Origin of the sequence: Rhizobacter sp. LjRoot28 (assembly GCF_964253025.1) — a bacterium.
Lineage (GTDB): Bacteria > Pseudomonadota > Gammaproteobacteria > Burkholderiales > Burkholderiaceae_C > Rhizobacter.
Genome location: NZ_CAXUQC020000001.1, coordinates 3,280,930 through 3,299,275, shown reverse-complemented (window position 1 = coordinate 3,299,275; position 18,346 = coordinate 3,280,930). Strand labels below are relative to the sequence as shown.

Here is an 18,346-nt window from a genome sequence, read left to right as displayed (position 1 = left end):
TCAGACGAAGTCCTTGAAGTCCTGCTCGCTGCGTGCATGCGGCGTGACATGGAAGACGTGGGCCGGCGTGCGCGCCGGGTCCAGGATCACGAAGTTGCGAGCGCCGCGCCAGGTGTAGCTGTCGCCGTTGAGCACATCGCGCACCTGGTACGCCGCATCCTGTGGAATGCCGAGCGCATCCAGATCCAGGTCCACCCAGCCCGACTGGACGTTGTGCGGGTCGAGGTTGGCGATGACCAGCACGGTGTCGTCCGCGTCGGCGGTCTGCTTCGACCAGACCAGGAACTCGCCGTTGTCGGCGGGGTGGAACTGGAGGCCTGCGTTGTCGTGCAGGGCCGGGTGGGCGCGCCGGATCTGGTTCACCCGCGTGATGAGCGGGCGCAGACTGTCGGGCCGGTCCAGGTCCCAGTGGCGCAGCTGGTACTTTTCGGAGTCGAGGTACTCCTCGCTGCCCGCCTCGCGTGGCCGGTTCTCCAGCAGTTCGTAGGCCGGCCCGTAGATGCCGTAGCTGCTGCACAGCAGCCCGGCGAGCACGAATCGCATGGCGAAGGTGGCGCGGTTGGCGCCGTGCAGGTGTTCGTTGAGGATGTCCGGCGTGTTCGGCCAGACGTTGGGCCGGAAATAGCTGCGCCCCGGGCCGTGGGCGAGTTCGGTGAAGTACTCCGTGAGTTCCTCGCGCGTGTTGCGCCAGGTGAAGTAGGTGTACGACTGCGAGAAACCGAGCTTGGCCAGCCGGTGCATCACCTTGGGACGGGTGAAGGCCTCGGCCAGGAACAGCACCTCCGGATGCGCGCGGTTGATCTCCCCGATGACCCACTCCCAGAAAGGAAAGGCCTTGGTGTGCGGGTTGTCGACCCGGAACACGGTAACGCCCTCGCCGATCCAGTGTTCGAACACACCCTTCAAGGCCTGCCACAGGCCTTGCCAGTCGTCGCATTCGAAGTCGAACGGGTAGATGTCCTGGTACTTCTTGGGCGGGTTCTCGGCGTACTGCACGCTGCCGTCGGGGCGGTGCCGGAACCAGCCCGGGTGCTCCTTCACCCAGGGGTGGTCCGGTGCGCACTGGAAGGCGATGTCCATCGCCAGGTCGATGTCGAGCTTGCGGGCCGAGGCGACGAGACGACGGAAATCCTCGGCCGTGCCGAGTTCGGGGAGGATGGCGACGTGGCCGCCTTCGCGTGCGCCGATGGCCCAGGGGCTTCCCACGTCGCCTTCGAGCGCCACCAGCGTGTTGTTGCGACCCTTGCGCCGCTCACGCCCGATCGGGTGGATGGGCGGCAGGTAGAGCACGTCGAATCCCATGTCGGCCACGTAAGGCAGCCGCGCTTCGACGTCGCGCAAGGTGCCGTGGCGGCCCGGCTGCGATGACGCCGAGCGCGGAAAGAGCTCGTACCAGGCGCTGAAACGCGCCCGCGGCCGGTCGGCCACGAGCGGCAGCGCGACCGGGTGAACGGTCTGCAGGCTGCGGTCGGGGTAGCGGTCGGCCACAGCGGCCAGGTTTTCGTCGAGCGCGAGCGCCTTCAACGCCACGGGGTCGCTGGCGCGGGCGGCGGCCTGCGTGCGCAGGCGGGTCACCCAGGCGTCGAGTTGCTCGGCGTCCTCGCGCCGCGTCGCCCGCCGAGCGGTGGCAGCCAGCAGCGAGGCGCCGGTGAGGGCGGCCACCCGGATGTCCTCCGGATCGACCCGGCGGACGAGTTCGTGGCGCCAGCTGCGCACGCTGTCGACCCAGGCCGCCACGCGGTAGTGGTAGCGCCCCGGCGCGAGCGGCACGAAGCAACCGCGCCATTCGTCGTTGCCGGTGGCCACCATCTCCACCTCGGTCGGCTGCTCGTCGCCGTCGGCACCCCATTGCAATCGCACACGCACGAGGTCATGGCCGTCGGTGAAGCAGTGCGCCGTCACCTCGAAGGGTTCGCCGGCCACGCACTTCACGGCGAAGCGCCCGCCGTCCACGACGGGCAGCACGGCATCGATGACGGCACGAATGCGGCCGTGCTCGGGGAGACGGGGTTCAGCGGTCGGATTGCGGTTCATGCTTGAGCACCACGGTGGACAGCGGCGGCAGCGTCAGCTCCACGCTGTGCTCCCGGCCGTGACAAGGCGCCGGCTTCGAGCTGACGCCGCCCAGGTTGCCCCAGCCGCTGCCGCCGTAGTCCTGCGCGTCGGAGTTGAAGATCTCCCGCCAGTGCCCCGCGCGGGGCACGCCCAGGCGGTAGGCGGAACGGGGCATGGGCGTGAGGTTGATCGCCACGAGCACGGGCTCCGCGCCGCCGCGGCCGTAGCGAATGAAGGCGATCACGGTAGCTTCCGCGTCGTGGGCCTCGACCCACTCGAAGCCTTCCGGAGAAAAGTCCATCTCGTGAAGCGCCGGCTCGCGTCGCATCAGCGCATTGAGCTGGGCCACCATGCGCTGCACACCGCGGTGCTCCTGCAGGTCGGTCAGCTGCCACTCGAGCTGCCCCTCGTGCGTCCACTCGCGCCCCTGGCCGAATTCGCCGCCCATGAAGAGCAGCTTCTTGCCCGGGTGGGTCCACATCAGCGAGAGCAGGGTACGCAGGTTGGCGAACTTGCGCCAGGGGTCGCCGGGCATCTTGTCGAGCAGCGAGCCCTTGCCGTGCACCACCTCGTCGTGCGACAACGGCAGCACGAAGTTCTCGTTGAAGGCGTAGATCAGCGAGAAGGTCAGGCGCCCCAGGTGGTACTTGCGGTGGATGGGATCGTCGCGCATGAAGGCGAGCGTGTCGTGCATCCAGCCCATGTTCCATTTCATGCCGAAGCCGAGCCCGCCCGAGGAGGTGGGGCGCGACACCTGCGGCCAGGCGGTCGACTCCTCGGCCACGGTCATGACGTCGGGGTGCTCGCGGTAGACCGCCTCGTTGAGCGCCCGCAGGAACTGGATGGCGTCCAGGTTCTCCTTGCCGCCGTGGCGGTTCGGAATCCACTCGTCGTGCTTGCGCCCGTAGTCGAGGTACAGCATGGACGCCACGGCGTCGACGCGGAGGCCGTCGAGGTGGTAGGTTTCCAGCCAGAACAGGGCCGAGGAAATCAAGAAGCTGCGCACCTCGCCGCGACCGTAGTTGAAGATGCTGGAGTTCCAGTCGGGGTGGAAGCCCTGCCGCGGGTCGGCGTGCTCGTAGAGATGGGTGCCGTCGAAGTACTGCAGGCCGTGTTCGTCGGTCGGGAAGTGGGACGGCACCCAGTCGAGGAGCACGCCGATGCCCCGCTGGTGCAGGTGGTCCACGAAGTACATGAAGTCCTGCGGCGTGCCATAGCGGGCGGTCGGCGCGAAGTAGCCGGTGGTCTGGTAGCCCCATGAGCCGTAGAACGGGTGCTCCGTGATCGGCATGAGCTCCACGTGGGTGAAGCCCATCTCGGTCACGTAGTCGGCCAGTGCGTGGGCGAGTTCCCGGTAGCCGAGCATGCGTCCGTCCTCGCGCCGCCAGGAGCCGGGGTGCACCTCGTAGATGGACACCGGCGCGCCCAGCGCGTTGCGTGCCTTGCGGTCACGCATCCACTCGGCATCGTTCCAGTCGTATTCGAGCGTCCAGGCGCGCGAGCCGGTGGCCGGCGGCAGCTCCGTCGCGAAGGCATGCGGGTCGGCCTTGTCGACCGTGTAATGCCGCCCGGGTCCGATGACCCGGTACTTGTAGACCTGACCGCGCTGGACGCCGGCCACCCGGCCATGCCACAGGCCGCTGCGGTTGTCGTGGCGAACGAGCCGGTCGGCCGACGGATCCCATCCGTTCCACTCACCGATGACCGACACGGCCTCCGCATTGGGTGCCCACACGGCGAAGTCCGCACCGCCCTGCGGCAGCAGGTGGCAGCCGAGGCGGTCGTGGAGCCGGGCATGGGTGCCTTCGGCAAAGAGGTACAGGTCCTGGTCGGTGATCACGCGTTCGCTCTCCTGAAGGCCGGAGGAGTGCGCGTGCACCCCACCGGTGGCCCCCTTCAGGCAAGCGACGTACCCGTCCTCGGTCGACGGGTCATGTTGCGTGGCAGCAAGGACCGCCGCCAGGCATGGGAACGACCTACATGGCCACGTAGCGGCCCGGCTTGTGGTTCACCGCCAGGGTGAGGTTGAGCGCCAGCGCGCCGACCAGGGATGCTGCAATGCGCCCGGGTTCCACCACGAAGAGGGCGGCCAGCACGATGACCGCATCGACGCCCATCTGGATGCGCCCGGCGCTCCAGCCGCGCTCCTGCTGGAGCATCAGGGCGACGACGCCCACGCCGCCCAGGCTGGCCTGGTGACGGAACAGGATCAGGAAGCCGGCCCCCATCAGCAAGCCACCCATCACGGCGGCATACAGGGGATGCAGCGACTCGAAGCGAAGCACCAGCGGCTGCAGCTCCGTGAAGGTCGAGACCAGCGCCACGGCGGCGAAGGTCTTGAAGGTGAACACCCGGCCCATGCGCCGCCAGGCGATCCAGTAGAACGGCAGGTTGATGACGAAGAAGACGGCGCCGAAGCGCAGGTCGGTGGCGTAGTGCACCAGGAAGGCCAGGCCCGCGGTGCCGCCGGTCAGGAGGCCGGCGTGCCGGAACATCGCGACGCCGAGGGCGATCAGCAGCGTGCCGGTGACGAGGGCCTGGGCGTCGTCGAACAGGGTGTGCCGCACGGCGGGCGCGTTCACGGGCTTATCCATGGGCAGGCACGCTGCGTCGGCGGACAGCGGAAGGCGAAAGAAGCGGGTTCAAGGGATGGGAGGCGTTGTGCCGTGCGGAGTGGGCGTGATGGTAAGCCAAGCCGGCACGGCATCCCGCCGACCTTCCGGCTAGACGCCTGGCGCATCGACACGGCGGGCAGCCGGGCCCGGCCCGGTCCGCGCCGGCGTGGCCATGCCGATGCGCCGCATCAGTCGGCCCGGGGCAGCGTCAGGCTGACCCGCAGCCCCCCGAGCGGCGACGTACCGAGCGCCACCGCGCCGCCCTGCAGCTCGGCCAGTTCGCGCACGATGGCAAGGCCCAGTCCGCTGCCGGGCACGGTCTCATCCAGCCGGGTGCCGCGCTGCATGACGAGCTCACGCCGCTCCGGGGCGATGCCGGGCCCATCGTCGTCGACGTGAACCTCCAGCAGCGGGGCGCCGGTCTTCGCTTCCGCATCGCCCGGCCCGGCAGTGCCGGTCCGGGCGTGCACGGCGATTCGCACCTCATGGCGCGCCCACTTGCAGGCGTTGTCCAGCAGGTTGCCCAGCATCTCCTGCAGCGCCTGCCCGTCCCCGCTGAACGAGAGCGCCGGGTCGATGGGATGGGCGGCCAGGTTCAACGCCCGGTCGGCGTGCACCTTGTCCAGCACGCGCAGCAGGCCGGCCACGAGCGGGGCCACCGGCACCCGCTGGCTCGGCCCGCCCTGCGCCGCAGCCGCCCGGACGCGCGCCAGCTGCCAATCGACATGGCGACGGGCCAGCGCCACCTGCTCCATCACCAGGTCGGGCAGTTCGGCGGCGGCGCCGCTGTCCTTGCGGGCGGCGGCCGCGCCCTGGGCCATGGCCGCCAGCGGCGTCTTGATGGCATGGGCGAGGTTGCCGGCCTGCGTGCGGGCGCGGGCGACCAGCTCGGCATTGCGGTCGAGCACCTGGTTGAAGTCATCGGTCAGCGGCCGGACCTCGGCAGGGAAGTGCCCCGCCAGCCGCGGCTCGCGGCCGGCCTGCACGTCCGAGAGCGCGCGCTGCAGGGCCCGCAGCGGGGCCAGCCCCACCGCGACCTGGGCGAGCGCTGCCACGCACAACAGGAGCAGCAGCACGGCGAGCGACCAGGCCAGCACGCCGTTGAAGCGATCCACCGCCGCCTCGGTGCCCGCGAGGTCTGCGGCGACCAGGAGGCGCAGCGTGGGCGCCGGAGGGTCGCGCGGCCGAACGGTTCGCTCGGCCAGCAACAGGTGCGTGCCGCCCGGGCCGGGCACGGTGTGCACATGCACCGCGCCGTCGGGTACCTGGTCGGCGGGCGCGGCGAGCTCGGTGTCCCACAGCGAGCGCGATCGCAGCACCGCACGCCGCGGCGCCTCGGCCCGGAGGTCGTCGACTTGCCAGTACAGCCCGGAGTAGGGCCGGGACCAGCGCGGATCACTCAGCGAGGCGGGATCGATCCGGGGCTGTCCGGTGGTGTCGAACTCGAGCCGCGCGGTGACCTGATCGAGCTGAGCCACCAGGCCGTCCTCGAACTGCCGCATCACATGGTCGCGAAAGAGGCTGGCGAGCAGCAGGCCGGCCAGCACCAGGGCGACCAACAAGGCCACGAGCGTGGCCGCGAGCAGGCGCACGCGCAGCGAACGCCACCTCGGCGCCGCGCCCGGTCGCTCCCGCGCCGCGGACCGGGGTGCGGCGCCGTTCATTCGACGGGCACCAACCGATAGCCCAGCCCGCGCACGGTCTCGATCGCGTCGGCCGGAAGCTTCTTGCGCAGGCGACCGACGAACACCTCGATGGTGTTGGAGTCGCGGTCGAAGTCCTGCGCATACAGGTGTTCGTTGAGTTCGGTGCGCGACACCACCTGGCCGGGGCGGTGCATCAGGTAGGCGAGCAGCCGGTACTCATGGCTCGTCAAGGTGACCGGGTTGCCGTGCAGGGTGACGCGGCTGCTGCGCGTGTCGAGGGCCAGGGCGCCGCACTGCAGTCGGGCCGAGGCCAGTCCCTGCGCGCGACGAATGAGCGCGCGCAGCCGTGCCAGCAGCTCCTCCATGTGGAACGGCTTGGCGAGGTAGTCGTCCGCGCCGGCGTCGATGCCGGCCACCTTCTCGTGCCAGGTGTCGCGGGCCGTCAGGATGAGCACCGGCAGGGCGTGGCCGTTATCGCGCCAGTGGCGCAGCACGCTGAGGCCGTCGAGCACGGGCAGGCCGAGGTCGAGCACGGCGGCATCGAAGGACTCGGTCTCGCCCAGGTGCTGGGCGTCGCGGCCGTTGTCGGCCTCGTCCACCACGTAACCGGCCTCCTGCATGCCGGTGCGCAGCTGCGCCCTCAGCGTGGGGTCGTCCTCGACCAGCAGGATCCTCATGGCCGGCCCGACTCCGGTCGGCGCCGGTCGTGCCGGTCCTTGTGCCTGACCTGGATGATGTCGGCGGTGCGGGCATCCACCTCCAGCTTCAGCAGCCGGCCGTCCGCCTGCAGCAGCCGGACCTCGTAGATCCACCGGCCGTCCTCGCGCTCCAGTTCCAGGTCGAGCACCTGCCCCGGGTGCGTGCGCTGCAGGCGGTCGAACACGGTCGGCCAGGGCAGCACCTCGCCGGCCTGCACCGCCGCACGCGCCCGGTCGTGGTCCCGGTCGTCGTGGCTAGCCGCCCGGCGGTCGTCGGCATGGGCGCCGAACGTGGCGGCGAGCAGCACGAAGGCGATGCCGCGCCACCGCACGCCGGCCAGGCGGCGCACGCGTTCGGCAGGGCGGTGTTCGAGCATGGCCGAATTGTGCGCCGGCTGGCTGAACGCCAGATGAACGGCGGCTTCAGGCTGCCTTCAAGCGGCGCGCCGAAGAATCCCTCATCCCTTGTCGATGACGATCCTGGAGGACTCCCGATGAACCACCCCGACCGCGCTGGCAGCGCACCCGTCCCGCGCTTGCGCCACGCCGCCGCGGCCTTGAGCCTAGCGTCACTGGCCGTGGCGGCCGCCACCGCGGCACTGGCCGCCGACACCTCCGCGGCACGCCAGCTCGAGCGCTTCAGCACGCTGGCCGGCACGCCCGCCAGCGCCGAGCGCGGACGGAGTTTCTTCGTCTCCCGCCAAGGGGGCGAATGGGCCTGCGCTTCATGCCACGGCAACCCGCCCACCGCACCCGGCCGCCACGAGAGCACCGGCAAGTCGATCGCGCCGCTCGCCCCGGCCTTCAATCCCAAGGCCTTCACCGACACGGCCAAGGTGGACAAGTGGTTCCGACGGAACTGCAAGGACGTGGCGCGACGGGAGTGCACTCCGGCCGAGAAGGCCGATGTGCTGGCCTACCTGACCAGCCTGTCTCGATGAACGAGAGGAACGACATGCGATACCCCACCCTCAGCCCGCTGTTGCGCCGACGCCGGGCCGGTGCCGCGTTCCTCGTGCTTGCTTCGCTCGTGCAGGGCGGTTCCGCCCTCGCCGGTGACCATCGGCGCATGCCGGTCGATCCGCTGCCCGAGTACGTGCAGGAATGCGGTGCCTGCCACGTGGCCTACCCGCCCGCGCTGCTGCCGGCGGCCTCCTGGCGGCGGCAGATGGAGGGACTGGACAAGCACTACCGCAGCGACGCCTCCCTCGAGCCGGCGCTCGTGGCCCGCATCGACCGCTGGCTCGCACAGAACGCGGGCGAGGGTCGGCGTGCCGCTGAAGCACCGCCCGCCGACCGCATCACCCGGTCGGCCCGGTTCGAGCGCAAGCACCGTGGCATCGAGCCTGCGGTCTGGCGCCTGCCCAGCGTGAAAAGCCCCGCCCAGTGCGCGGCCTGCCACGCCGGCGCCGAACGGGGCGAGTTCGACGACGAGGACCTTCGGCTGCCGGCCGGGCTGAATGCCCGCCAGCGCCGTGCCTGGAATGACTGAACTCCGGAGAACGACGACATGACCCACACGACCTCCCACGCCGCCGCGGGCCCCGCCCCGGACTCTTCGGCGGCCGCCGCAACGCGCCCGGCCGGTCGGCGCGTGATCGACGCGCCCATCCGGATGTTTCACTGGTTGTTCGCGCTCGCCTTCGTGGGCGCCTACCTCACCGGTGACGGTGAACGCTGGCGGGCGCTGCACGTGGCCCTCGGCTACACGCTTGGCGGCCTGCTCGCATTCCGGGTGGTCTACGGGCTGACGGGGCCGCGCCAGGCGCGCCTGGGCGCGCTGTGGCGCAAGCTCACGGCCGCACCCGCCTGGTGGAAGACCCTGCGGCGGACCGAGGGCGCTGCGTCCGTCAACTGGCGGCAGGGCCAGAACCTGCTGATGGCCGCCGCCATGGCCCTGCTCATGGCGCTCATCCTGCCGCTGGTGCTGAGCGGTGTCGTCACCTTCCATGAGTGGGGCGACGCCCTGGGTCTCGTGGAAGCATTCGAGGAAGTGCACGAGTTCTTCGGCAACGCCATGCTGATGGTGGTGCTCGGCCACCTGGCCCTCATCGCGGGACTGAGCCTGCTGCGGCGCCGCAACGAGGCGGCCCCGATGCTCACCGGCCGCAGCGCAGGGCCCGGACCGGACCTGGTGCGCAACAATCGTGGCTGGCTCGCCGCCTTGCTCCTGGCATCCGTGCTGGGCTACATCGCCTGGGAGTGGCAGCAGGCCCCGAGCGGCCTGCTGCCGACGACGGGCGCCGAGTCGCTGGATCATCACGACGACGACGACTGAACGTGCCGCCGTTCGCCAAGGCAGGTAGCATGCGGCCCCCAACTGGAGGATCGCCGTGAAGATTGCTTGCTGCTTCGGGACCGAGCCCGCGCAGGCCGCGCCGTGGGTGTCCGACCTGCGCGCCGCGCTGCCTGGCGCCGACGTGCAAGCGGGCGACTGCGGCGACGCCGACTATGCCGTCGTGTGGCGCGCGCCGCAGGCCTTCTTCGACGGTGCCTCCCGCTTGCGGGCCATCTTTGCCGCTGGCGCGGGCGTCGATGCCCTGCTGGCCCTGCACCTGCCCGCCGGCGTGCCGGTGGTCCGGCTCGAGGACGCCGGCATGGGTGCGCAGATGGCGGAGTATGTGGTGCAGGCCGTCCTGCACCGGTTCCGTGGCTTCGACCGGTACGCACGGCAACAGTCGGCGGCGCGCTGGCAGGCCCACCCAGCCGAGTCGCACGCCGACTGGCCGGTCGGCATCCTGGGAATGGGCACGCTCGGCACGCCGGTCGCGCAGGCCCTGCGACGACTCGGATTCCCGGTCGCCGGGTGGACACGCACGCCTCGCACGCTCCCCGACATCAGGTGCCATCACGGGCCCGACGGCCTGCAGCGACTGTTGGCCGACACGCGCGTGCTGGTCGACATGCTGCCGCTCACGGCCGATACCCGTGACCTCATCGACGGCGCCGTCCTCGGCGCGCTGCGCCCTGGGGCGTACTTCATCAACGTGGCCCGTGGCGAGCACGTGGTGGAAGCCGACCTGCTCGCGGCGCTGGACAGCGGCCGGCTGGCGGGCGCCACGCTCGACGTCTGCCGCAACGAACCCGCGGAGGAAGGCCATCCCTTCTGGGCTCACCCCGGCATCGTCCTCACGCCGCACATCGCCGCGGCCACCTTGCGGCCAGAGGCGGTGCGCCAGATCGCCGCGGGCATCACGGCGCTGGAGCGCGGCGACGCGGTGACGGGCCGGGTTCGGCCGGAGCGGGGCTACTGAGTCACCGTCGATGCCAAGCGGCGCGTTGGCGGCCGGACGCATCACGTCACCGTGGCGTCGAACGGAGGTGGTATCGTGAGGCGACACCGAGGAGGGTCCGCCATGCTGACACTGCATTCCCGTTCGTTGCCTGCACCGCGCCGTGAGGCGCTTCGCAGTTCCCTGCTGGCCACGGTCACGCTGCTCAAGAACCGGCGCGCCGCCGACATCGCGCCTTCGGACATCGAGGACTACGTCACCCTCGAGTGGTTCGAATGGAATGGCGGCAACCTCCGCCTGACCGACGTGGGCGTCAATGTCTGCAAACAGATGACGGCCGGCATTTCCTGACGCTGCCTACCGCTCGCCCGTGTTCCCTGCCGCGCGAAACGGCGTGCCGTTTCGCGCAGAATGGCGCCTTCCATGGAGGGCCCGAGGCCGGGCACAGCGTGATGACAGCATCCCCCGGGCGCGCCGCCCGTCGACAGAAGTTCGACCGCATCGTGGTGATCTGCACCCGCCAGATCGGCGACGTGCTGGTCACCACACCGCTCATCCATGCGGCGCGCGAGCGCTGGCCCGAGGCCCGCATCGACGTGCTGGGCTTTGCCGGCACACTGGGCATGCTCGACGGCAACCCGGACGTCCATGAACGGGTGGAGGTGCAGGCGGGCAGCACCTGGCGCCAGTCGCTGTCGCTCATCCGCCGCCTCTGGCGCCGCTATGACCTGGCCCTGGTCGCCCAGTACAACGACCGGGCGCACCTCTACGGCTTCGTGGCAGGCCGCTATCGCGCGGGGCTCGTGCCGCCGGAGCCCAAGGCGTGGTGGAAGCGGGCCCTGCTGCAACACCCGATTCCACTCACCGGCTCCCATGTGCTGATCGACAAGCTGCGCCTGCTCGATCCCTGGGGCGGCGCGAGGACTGCGGAGGTGGTTCCACCGCCCGGCAGGTCCTTGCCCGCCCCGTACACCGATGTCAGCCGGCCGGTGGTGTTGCAGGTGCCGTCCATCGTCACCTACAAGCAGTGGCCGCTCGCGTACTTCGCCGACGTGGCCGGCGCGCTGGCGCGCGAGGGCTGGACGGTGGTGCTGACCGGCGGGCCCTCCGCAGGAGACCGCGCCGCCGTCACCGAGGTGGCCGCTGCCGTCTCGCATCCATCGGTGCTGCCCGCCGCCGGCGACTTCGACTTCCGCCAGCTCTCCACGCTGCTGAAGGGCGCGGCGCTCTATATCGGACCAGACACCTCCGTCACCCATCTGGCCGCCGCCTGCGGCGTGCCGGTCATCGCGCTCTTCGGGCCCATCGACCCCCGCCTGTGGGGGCCGTGGGCCGCCGGGCCGTCCGAACCGGTCATCCCGTACCAGTCGCGCGGCCCGCTGCAGCGCAACGGCAACGTCATCCTGCTGCAGGGCGAGCAGTCGTGCGTGCCCTGCAACCGTGCGGGATGCGACCGCCACAACGGCAGTCGCAGTGCCTGCCTGGACAGCATCACGCCGGCGCGCGTGCTGGCGCAGGCGCGTGCGATCCTGGCCCATGCGCCCGTTACGCCGCTTCCGGCCTGACCGGCTCCGACGCGCCCGAGGTGGCGGGTGACACCTTGGCGGTGTCCGCCTCGGCCGGACCGTCGGCCTGGCGCCGCGAACCCACCACCAGTCCGAGGACAATCAGCGCCCCGCCGAACAAGCCGAGCGGCCCGAGCTGTTCCCCGGCCAGCCGGCCGACCAGACCTGCCCACACGGGCTCGAGCGAGTAGATCAAGGTGGCCCGGGTGGCCGACACCTGCTGCTGGGCCCAGACCATGGCGAACTGGATCAGCGCCGTGGCTACCCCGAGCACGGCGATCGTCAGCAGGAACGGCGGCGTCGGCTGCGGCAGGGCTTCGCCCCGGGCCGCTGCCACGCCCGTGCAGGCGATCGCCACGAAAGCCATCTGCACGAACGCCAGGCGCAGCGGGTCGCAGCCGCGCGACAGGTGGCTGAGCAGCAGGATCTCGAAGGCCACGGCAAGCGCCGCCGCGACCGTCAACGCTTCACCGATGCCGAAGATGCCGTTCAGGCGGCTCGGGTCGGACAGGCAGACGGCGCCCGCGAACGCGAGGCCGATGCCGAGCCAGGCGGCTGCGCCCGGCGCCCTCCGGAACCAGGCCCATTGCAGCAGCGGCACCATGGGCACGTACAAGGCGGTGAGAAAGGCCGACTTGCTGCTCGAGATGGTTTCCAGGCCGACGCACTGCAGCGAGTAGCCGAAGAAGAGGGCGGTGCCCGTCACTGCGCCGGCACTCAGCTCCTGTCGGGTGAGCCCACCCAATCGACGGCGCAGGAGCAGCGCCAGCAGCAGCGCGGCAAGGCCGAAGCGCACCGCCACCAGGCCGAAGGGGCCGCTCCACTGCAGCGCGCTCTGCACCGCGAGGAAGCTGCCACCCCACAGCATGGTGATGAACACGAGCAAGAGCTCGCGGCGACGGAGGGAGGAAGCGAGAGCGGGCATCGGAACCACGGACGAGCGGGAGCAGGGGAAGCGAGTGTAGGGGCCTCGGTTTGCTTTCCTGGCGGGTTTCGCGATGATGCGGCCTTGTTGCAGCTTCCGACGCCGCCCATGAATCCCGACGACCTGCTCGATCCGCTGCTGCAACCCGGCCTCAAGGGGTTTCCGCATGGCCACCGGCCGCTGCGGTGCAGCGAGGTCGACGAGCTCGGCTGGCATGTGCTGGCGGGCGACCTGCCGTTGCCGCTGGCGGTCCTGCATCGGGAGGCCCTGGAACACAACCTCGACTGGCTGCAGCGGCAGGCCCGACGCTGGGGCGTCGACCTGGCGCCGCACGGCAAGACCACCATGTCGCCCCAGCTGTTCGCCCGCCAACTCGACGCCGGGGCCTGGGGCCTGACCTTCGCCAACGTCACGCAGCTCGCCATCGGTGTGGCGGCAGGCGCGCGCAACACGCTTATCGCCAACCAGGTCTTCGACGCGGTCGACCTGGCCGGCATCCAGCACCTGCTGCAGGCACACGCCGGCCTGCGGGTCGTGTTCCTCGTCGATTCGGCGGCGCAGCTGTCACGGGTGGAAGACTGGTTTGCCAGCCAGCCCGGCGCTGCCCCGTTCGAGGTGCTGCTGGAGATGGGCTTTGCGGGTGGGCGTACGGGCTGCCGCAGCCCGGGCGAGGCGCTGGCATTGGCGACGCGGCTGAAGAGCAGCCCGGCGGTGCGGCTGGTCGGCGTGGAAGCCTATGAGGGCCTGCTGGCCCAGGGTGACGACGCAGCCGACGCGGCGAGCGCGGGCGCGCTGATGGGCGATGTGGCGTCGGTCGTGCAGCAGGCGCATGCCGCGGGCTGCTTCTCGGGCACGGAGGTGCTGGTGTCGGCCGGTGGTTCAGCACTCTTCGACCTGGTGGCGACGCGGCTCGTCCCGTCGATCGGCGTGCCGGTGCGCGGCTTGCTTCGCTCGGGCTGCTACCTGGCGCACGACCACGGCTTCTACCGGCGCATGGTGCATCGGGTCGAGGGCCGCCTCGGTTGCGCGTGCGACGCCAGCCTGCGCCCGGCGCTCGAGGTGTGGGCGCTGGTGCAGTCCTGCCCGGAGCCGGGCCTGGCCATCCTCAATGCCGGCAAGCGGGACGTCTCCTTCGACCTCGGCCTGCCGGTGCCGGTGTGGCGGGCGCCGCACGGCGCCCTGCGTCCGACGGCGGCCCCGGAAGGATGGTCCATCACCGCCCTGAACGACCAGCACGCCTACCTGCGCTTCGACCCCGCAGGTGACGCCGCCCCGCCCGTGGTGGGCGAGCGCATCGCGCTCGGCATCTCGCATCCCTGCACCACCTTCGACAAATGGCACTGGATGCCCATCGTGGAAGCGGACTACCGCGTGAGCGGTGCGGTGACCCTGCACTTCTAAAAAAGGCTGGTCAGGGGCTGTCGGCCACCGCGTCGAGGAGCCAGGTGCGAAAGCCGCGCATGGCAGGGGTCATGCGGCGTGACTTGAGGCGGGTGAGCCAGTAGCGTCCGGTGCTCACCGACACGTCGAACGGCTGCACCAGTCGGCCGCCGCGCAGCTCCCCGGCGAACAGGCCGGCGGGCAGCAGGGCCACGCCGGCGCCCTGCAGCGCGGCCTCGGCCATGGTGAGCGAGGAGTCGAACACCGGCCCGCGCAGCAGCGGGCAGGGCTGGCCGGCGGCCGCAAACCACCGTGGCCATTCGTCCGCCCGATAGGAGCGCAGCAAGGTCTCGCGCGCAAGGTCTGCCGGCCGGCGGAGTCGTCTCGCCGTGGCCGGGGTGCAGACGGCGGACAGCGGCGAGTCGAGCAGGGCCTCCGCCTCGGTGCCGTGCCAGGCGCCGTCGCCGAAGCGGATCGCGAAGTCGAGGCCCTCGCCGGCGATGTCGACACGGTTGTTGTTCGTGAAGAGCCGCAGGTCCACGAAGGGGTGGTCCTGCCGGAAGGCCTCGAGGCGCGGGATCAACCATCCGACCGCGAAGGTGCCGACTGCGGCCACCGTGAGCACCTCGCGGAAATGCCCTTCCTGGAATTGGGTCAGCACCGCGCCGATCCGCTCGAACGAGTCGGCCAGGACCGGCAGCAGCGCCTGGCCTTCGTCGGTGAGGGCCAGGCCGCGCGGCAGGCGCCGGAAGAGGGGCACGCCCAGGCGCTCCTCCAGGTTCTTGACCTGCTGGCTGACGGCCGCCTGGGTGACGCTGAGTTCGATGGCGGCCCGGGTGAAGCTGAGGTGGCGCGCCGACACCTCGAAGGCGCGCAAGGCGTTGAGCGGCAGTTGCATGGCGGCCATTCTGCCCGCGGCCGCCCCAGTTTTTCTTGGGGCTCGGCCTCGATATCGTCGTTTGTCCGCGCCGGGGCGGGTGGCTATCGTGCGGGCTCCCAACAGCACATCAACGGCCGGCACCCCGGCCAGGAAAAGGACAAGACGATGGACAGGCGAACATTCAATGCGGCGGCCGGACTGCTGGCGACCGGCTGGGCCGATGGCTCATGGGCCCGGAATTCCTGGGGAATCGAGCAGATCGAGCGTGAAGCGGGCGGGCGCCTCGGCGTGGCCGTCCTCGACACCCGGACGGGCCGCTCGGGCGGGCACCGGCTCGACGAGCGCTTTCCGATGTGCAGCACCTTCAAGTGGCTCGCCGCCGCGCTGGTGCTGCACCGTGTCGACCAGGGCGTCGAGCGGCTGGACCGTGAGCTGCCGGTCTCGTCGACCGACCTGGTGCCCCATTCCCCCGTGACCGCCGAGCATGTGGCCGCCGGTCGCATCACGCTCGCCGCCCTGTGCGAAGCGACGATCACCGTCAGCGACAACGCGGCGGCCAACCTCATCCTCGGCACCTTTGGCGGACCGGCCGCCCTGACTCGGCACGTTCGAACCCTGGGCGACACGGTCACGCGGCTTGACCGCACGGAGCCGGCGCTGAACGAGGCGCGGCCGGGCGATCCGCGCGATACCACGTCGCCCGCGGCGATGGCTGCCACGCTGAAGCGCGTGCTCCTTGGCGATGCCTTGTCCGCGCGTTCGAAGGCGCAGCTCACGCAATGGATGCGCGACACCCGCACCAGTGGCGACCGCATGCGCGCCCGCCTGCCGGCCGGCTGGACCGCAGCCGACAAGACCGGGGGCGGCGAGAACGGCACGACCAATGACGTCGGACTGCTGTGGCCACCGTCCGGCGAGCCCATCGTGCTGGCCGTCTACTACACCGGCAGCACGGCGCCCGCCGCCACCCGCAATGCCGTGATTGCCGAGGTGACGGCCCGCGTGGTGCAGCGCCTCAGATGAGGGCGTGCGCGGCGGTCCGGTCACAATGACGGTTGCTTTCCGGCTCTGTCGCTCATGCTGCTCCTGAAACTGACGCTCGTTCCCCTCCTGCTGTTGATCAACTCCTTGGCCGGGCGTCGTTGGGGACCGGCAGTGGCCGGCCGGCTCACCGGTCTGCCGGTGGTCGCAGGGCCGATCCTGTGGTTCCTCACGGTGGAGCAGGGCGCCGCGTTCGGTGCACAGGCGGCGTCGGCCTCGCTGGCCGCGGTCGCGGCCGTCCTGTGCTTCTCCGTCACCTACGCCCGCTGCTGTGGGCAGCGGCACTGGGGCGTCTCGCTCATGGCGGCCGCGGGGGCGTGGGGCCTTGCGGTCCTGCTGTTGTCCTTGCTGCCGCTGGGCAATTCGGCCGTCACCGCCGTGGTGGCCGTCGGGGCCCTGCTGGCGGCGCCTCGTGCCTTTCCGGCAGTGCACGCCGTGCCGGTGTCACGGCCGCTGACCGCCCTCGACCTCGGTGTGCGCATGGTCGTCGGGGCCTTGCTTACTCTGCTCATCACCGGCGTGGCCGCCGCGCTCGGCGCCGGCTGGAGCGGTCTCGTGACCACCTACCCGGTGCTCACCAGCGTGATGGCAGTGTCCTCGCACCGCAGCCAGGGTGCTGCCTTCACCGCGGCGCTGCTGCGCGCCATGGTGCCGGGCCTCTATGCCTTTGCCGGTTTCTGCGCCGGGCTGGCGTGGCTGCTGCCGCGCGCCGGCACGTCGGCGTCGCTGATCGGTGCGATCGTCATCGCCCTGGCCACGCAGGCCGCCGTGCGAGGCACCGTGGGAGGCTTGCTGCGCGGTGCCGGCGCTCGCCCGGGTTGACGGCTCCCACCGCCTGAGCTGATCGGGCGCTGCGGGCACGTCCGCGGCCGAGGGGCGCGCATGTCCTACAGCGGCCCCTCGAACCGGCGCCTACGATGGTGTGCTGGCAAGCGGAGAGCGCGATGAAGAATCCCTGGCTGAAGAAGAACCCCTGGCTCAGCATGTGGCTGAGCGGCGCCAATGCGGTGGCCTCTCAGGCGCGCGCCCAGGCGAGCGCCGAGGCCTCCCGCCAGACGCGGCGCACCATCGACCAGGGCACGAAGGACATGACGCGGCTGTGGACCGAGCTTTGGTGGCCGGCAGCGTCGGCGCCCGTCGCGCCGAAGACCACCCGTCGGCCCAAGGCGTCAGGCACCCAGCGAGCCCGCCGCCGCTGATCGGCGCGGTCCGTGCAGGACCGCGCTGCTTCATCAACGGTCCGCTGCGGCCAGTGACCGCCCGCTGCGCTCCGGAGCCGAGCGGGCGTGAATCGGCACGGAGCCGGCCCGGACGCGCGGCCACGCGAGGGCACCGGGTGCAAGCCGCGCAGCGCCCCGGACTGCCGAGGGCAGTTCCATGTCGTGCGGCACCACAAGCACATCCGTCAATGGGCGGCGAAGCAGGCGTCCGGCGACGCTGCCGAACAGCAGGTCCGACAGCCGGGAGGCCGGGTGCTTTCCCACCACGACGAGGTCGGTTCCGCCTTGCGCCAGTCGTGCGCGGATCAGCTGCGCCGGTTCGCCGTGCCCCAGCGCGCATCGCGGGGCCCGCTCGGAGAGCCCGGCCGACTCGGTCAGCCGGCGCAACTGGCCCTGGGCGAAGCGGCGACAGTCCTGGCGATAGGTCTCGATCGCTCGCTGCGACACCTCGGCATAGCGGAGCTTGCCTTCGTTCGCCGTGTCGAGCGCATGGAAGAGTTCGATGGCGGCTCGCGGGCCGAGCGCCGCAGCCAGACGTGCCAAGAGGCTGCCCGTGCCGCTGAAGTCGACCGCCACGAGGACGTTGGCATGAGCCCGCGGTGCCGAGGGGCCGACCACCAGCACGGGTCGACGGCTGCGACGCAGCATCACGTCGAGCGGGCGGCCGGCAAGGAAGGCCTGCAGCCCGGTGATCGGCGCGCAGCCCCAGACGACGAGGTCTGCCCGGCCCGCCTCGTCGATCACCTGGTCGAGCGCGAGGCCGGCGCGGCCCGGGCCGCGGACCGTCACGGCATGGCGGCGCGACAGCTGACGAGCGTGCTGGGCGAGCCGGCATGCCGCATCGTGTGGCACAGCGTCGCCCGGGGAGGCCAGGTGCACGAGGCGGAGGGATGCGCCATGGGCGGCGCAGAGCATCGCGGCGCGGGTCAGGGCGCGATCGCCAGCGATGGAGAAGTCGGTGACGGCGAGGACGGATTGAAAAACCATGGATTGCCTTTCAGGAGGGGCGCGGCGAGGCGCTGCCCGCGGCGGGCCTGCGGGCGGCGTGCGACCAGCGCGGTGCGCGGGAGCCGCGCAAGCGGTACCGG

The 18,346-nt window shown here is 71.2% G+C and carries 19 protein-coding genes; 10 read left to right on the top strand and 9 right to left on the bottom strand.

What is annotated here, in order from left to right; all coding sequences use genetic code 11:
* The 6 genes from ACSQ2F_RS15125 to ACSQ2F_RS15100 form a co-directional block, all read right to left on the bottom strand.
* Complete coding sequence (locus tag ACSQ2F_RS15125) at nucleotides 1-2,034, bottom strand: maltotransferase domain-containing protein (protein WP_436024221.1); 2,034 nt, start codon at nucleotides 2,032-2,034, stop codon at nucleotides 1-3.
* A complete protein-coding gene (glgB, locus tag ACSQ2F_RS15120; RefSeq protein ID WP_436024218.1) occupies nucleotides 2,012-3,895 on the bottom strand; it encodes a 1,4-alpha-glucan branching protein GlgB in 1,884 nt (627 codons plus the stop codon). The genes ACSQ2F_RS15125 and glgB overlap by 23 nt, the downstream gene beginning before the upstream one ends.
* A gap of 136 nt (nucleotides 3,896-4,031) precedes the next feature.
* Nucleotides 4,032-4,649 carry a YitT family protein gene (locus ACSQ2F_RS15115; RefSeq protein ID WP_436024216.1) on the bottom strand — a complete coding sequence of 206 codons (618 nt, stop codon included), beginning with the start codon at nucleotides 4,647-4,649 and terminating at the stop codon, nucleotides 4,032-4,034.
* A 209-nt stretch (nucleotides 4,650-4,858) separates the two neighbouring features.
* Nucleotides 4,859-6,334, bottom strand: a complete 1,476-nt coding sequence (locus ACSQ2F_RS15110; protein WP_436024214.1) for a sensor histidine kinase — start codon at nucleotides 6,332-6,334, stop codon at nucleotides 4,859-4,861.
* A complete protein-coding gene (locus ACSQ2F_RS15105) occupies nucleotides 6,331-6,993 on the bottom strand; it encodes a response regulator (RefSeq protein WP_436024212.1) in 663 nt (220 codons plus the stop codon). Before ACSQ2F_RS15105 ends, ACSQ2F_RS15110 begins: the two co-directional genes overlap by 4 nt.
* Nucleotides 6,990-7,391, bottom strand: a complete 402-nt coding sequence (locus ACSQ2F_RS15100; RefSeq protein WP_436024210.1) for a PepSY domain-containing protein — start codon at nucleotides 7,389-7,391, stop codon at nucleotides 6,990-6,992. The genes ACSQ2F_RS15105 and ACSQ2F_RS15100 overlap by 4 nt, the downstream gene beginning before the upstream one ends.
* A 117-nt stretch (nucleotides 7,392-7,508) precedes the next feature.
* Between ACSQ2F_RS15100 and ACSQ2F_RS15095 the strand changes: the two genes are divergently transcribed.
* The 6 genes from ACSQ2F_RS15095 to ACSQ2F_RS15070 all read left to right on the top strand — a co-directional run bounded on the left by ACSQ2F_RS15095 (nucleotide 7,509) and on the right by ACSQ2F_RS15070 (nucleotide 11,812).
* Entirely contained in the window at nucleotides 7,509-7,955 is a 447-nt protein-coding gene (locus tag ACSQ2F_RS15095; RefSeq protein WP_436024208.1) for a DUF1924 domain-containing protein, read from the top strand.
* 14 nt (nucleotides 7,956-7,969) lie between these two features.
* Nucleotides 7,970-8,506: a diheme cytochrome c gene (locus tag ACSQ2F_RS15090; RefSeq protein ID WP_436024206.1), complete on the top strand. Its 537-nt coding sequence runs from the start codon at nucleotides 7,970-7,972 to the stop codon at nucleotides 8,504-8,506.
* Nucleotides 8,507-8,524: 18 nt separating this feature from the next.
* Nucleotides 8,525-9,292 (top strand): cytochrome b/b6 domain-containing protein, encoded by a 768-nt coding sequence (locus ACSQ2F_RS15085; RefSeq protein WP_436024204.1) that lies wholly within the window; start codon nucleotides 8,525-8,527, stop codon nucleotides 9,290-9,292.
* Between the two features lie 55 nt (nucleotides 9,293-9,347).
* Nucleotides 9,348-10,268, top strand: coding sequence for a 2-hydroxyacid dehydrogenase (locus ACSQ2F_RS15080; RefSeq protein ID WP_436024202.1), 921 nt, complete (start codon nucleotides 9,348-9,350; stop codon nucleotides 10,266-10,268).
* Between the two features lie 102 nt (nucleotides 10,269-10,370).
* Entirely contained in the window at nucleotides 10,371-10,598 is a 228-nt protein-coding gene (locus tag ACSQ2F_RS15075; RefSeq protein ID WP_436024200.1) for a hypothetical protein, read from the top strand.
* Nucleotides 10,599-10,699: 101 nt separating this feature from the next.
* Nucleotides 10,700-11,812 (top strand): glycosyltransferase family 9 protein, encoded by a 1,113-nt coding sequence (locus ACSQ2F_RS15070; RefSeq protein WP_436024198.1) that lies wholly within the window; start codon nucleotides 10,700-10,702, stop codon nucleotides 11,810-11,812.
* Here ACSQ2F_RS15070 and ACSQ2F_RS15065 read toward each other — a convergent pair.
* The gene (locus tag ACSQ2F_RS15065; protein WP_436024196.1) at nucleotides 11,793-12,737 is read right to left on the bottom strand and encodes a DMT family transporter; all 945 of its coding nucleotides are present in this window, start codon (nucleotides 12,735-12,737) and stop codon (nucleotides 11,793-11,795) included. The genes ACSQ2F_RS15070 and ACSQ2F_RS15065 overlap by 20 nt on opposite strands.
* A 108-nt stretch (nucleotides 12,738-12,845) precedes the next feature.
* Here ACSQ2F_RS15065 and ACSQ2F_RS15060 point away from each other — a divergent pair, with 108 nt between their 5' ends.
* A complete protein-coding gene (locus ACSQ2F_RS15060; protein WP_436024194.1) occupies nucleotides 12,846-14,138 on the top strand; it encodes an alanine racemase in 1,293 nt (430 codons plus the stop codon).
* Nucleotides 14,139-14,148: 10 nt separating this feature from the next.
* Here the strand turns inward: ACSQ2F_RS15060 and ACSQ2F_RS15055 are convergent, their stop codons facing one another.
* Nucleotides 14,149-15,015 carry a LysR family transcriptional regulator gene (locus tag ACSQ2F_RS15055; protein WP_436024192.1) on the bottom strand — a complete coding sequence of 289 codons (867 nt, stop codon included), beginning with the start codon at nucleotides 15,013-15,015 and terminating at the stop codon, nucleotides 14,149-14,151.
* A gap of 147 nt (nucleotides 15,016-15,162) precedes the next feature.
* On the opposite strand from ACSQ2F_RS15055, the gene bla reads away from it, so the two are divergent.
* The 3 genes from bla to ACSQ2F_RS15040 all read left to right on the top strand — a co-directional run bounded on the left by bla (nucleotide 15,163) and on the right by ACSQ2F_RS15040 (nucleotide 17,237).
* Nucleotides 15,163-16,020 (top strand): class A beta-lactamase, encoded by an 858-nt coding sequence (bla, locus tag ACSQ2F_RS15050; RefSeq protein WP_436024190.1) that lies wholly within the window; start codon nucleotides 15,163-15,165, stop codon nucleotides 16,018-16,020.
* Between the two features lie 54 nt (nucleotides 16,021-16,074).
* Nucleotides 16,075-16,860 carry a hypothetical protein gene (locus tag ACSQ2F_RS15045; RefSeq protein ID WP_436024188.1) on the top strand — a complete coding sequence of 262 codons (786 nt, stop codon included), beginning with the start codon at nucleotides 16,075-16,077 and terminating at the stop codon, nucleotides 16,858-16,860.
* A 122-nt stretch (nucleotides 16,861-16,982) separates the two neighbouring features.
* Nucleotides 16,983-17,237, top strand: coding sequence for a hypothetical protein (locus ACSQ2F_RS15040; protein ID WP_436024186.1), 255 nt, complete (start codon nucleotides 16,983-16,985; stop codon nucleotides 17,235-17,237).
* 33 nt (nucleotides 17,238-17,270) lie between these two features.
* On the opposite strand, the gene ACSQ2F_RS15035 is transcribed toward ACSQ2F_RS15040, so the two are convergent.
* Nucleotides 17,271-18,245, bottom strand: a complete 975-nt coding sequence (locus ACSQ2F_RS15035) for a universal stress protein (RefSeq protein ID WP_436024184.1) — start codon at nucleotides 18,243-18,245, stop codon at nucleotides 17,271-17,273.
* Between the last annotated feature and the right edge of the window lie 101 nt (nucleotides 18,246-18,346).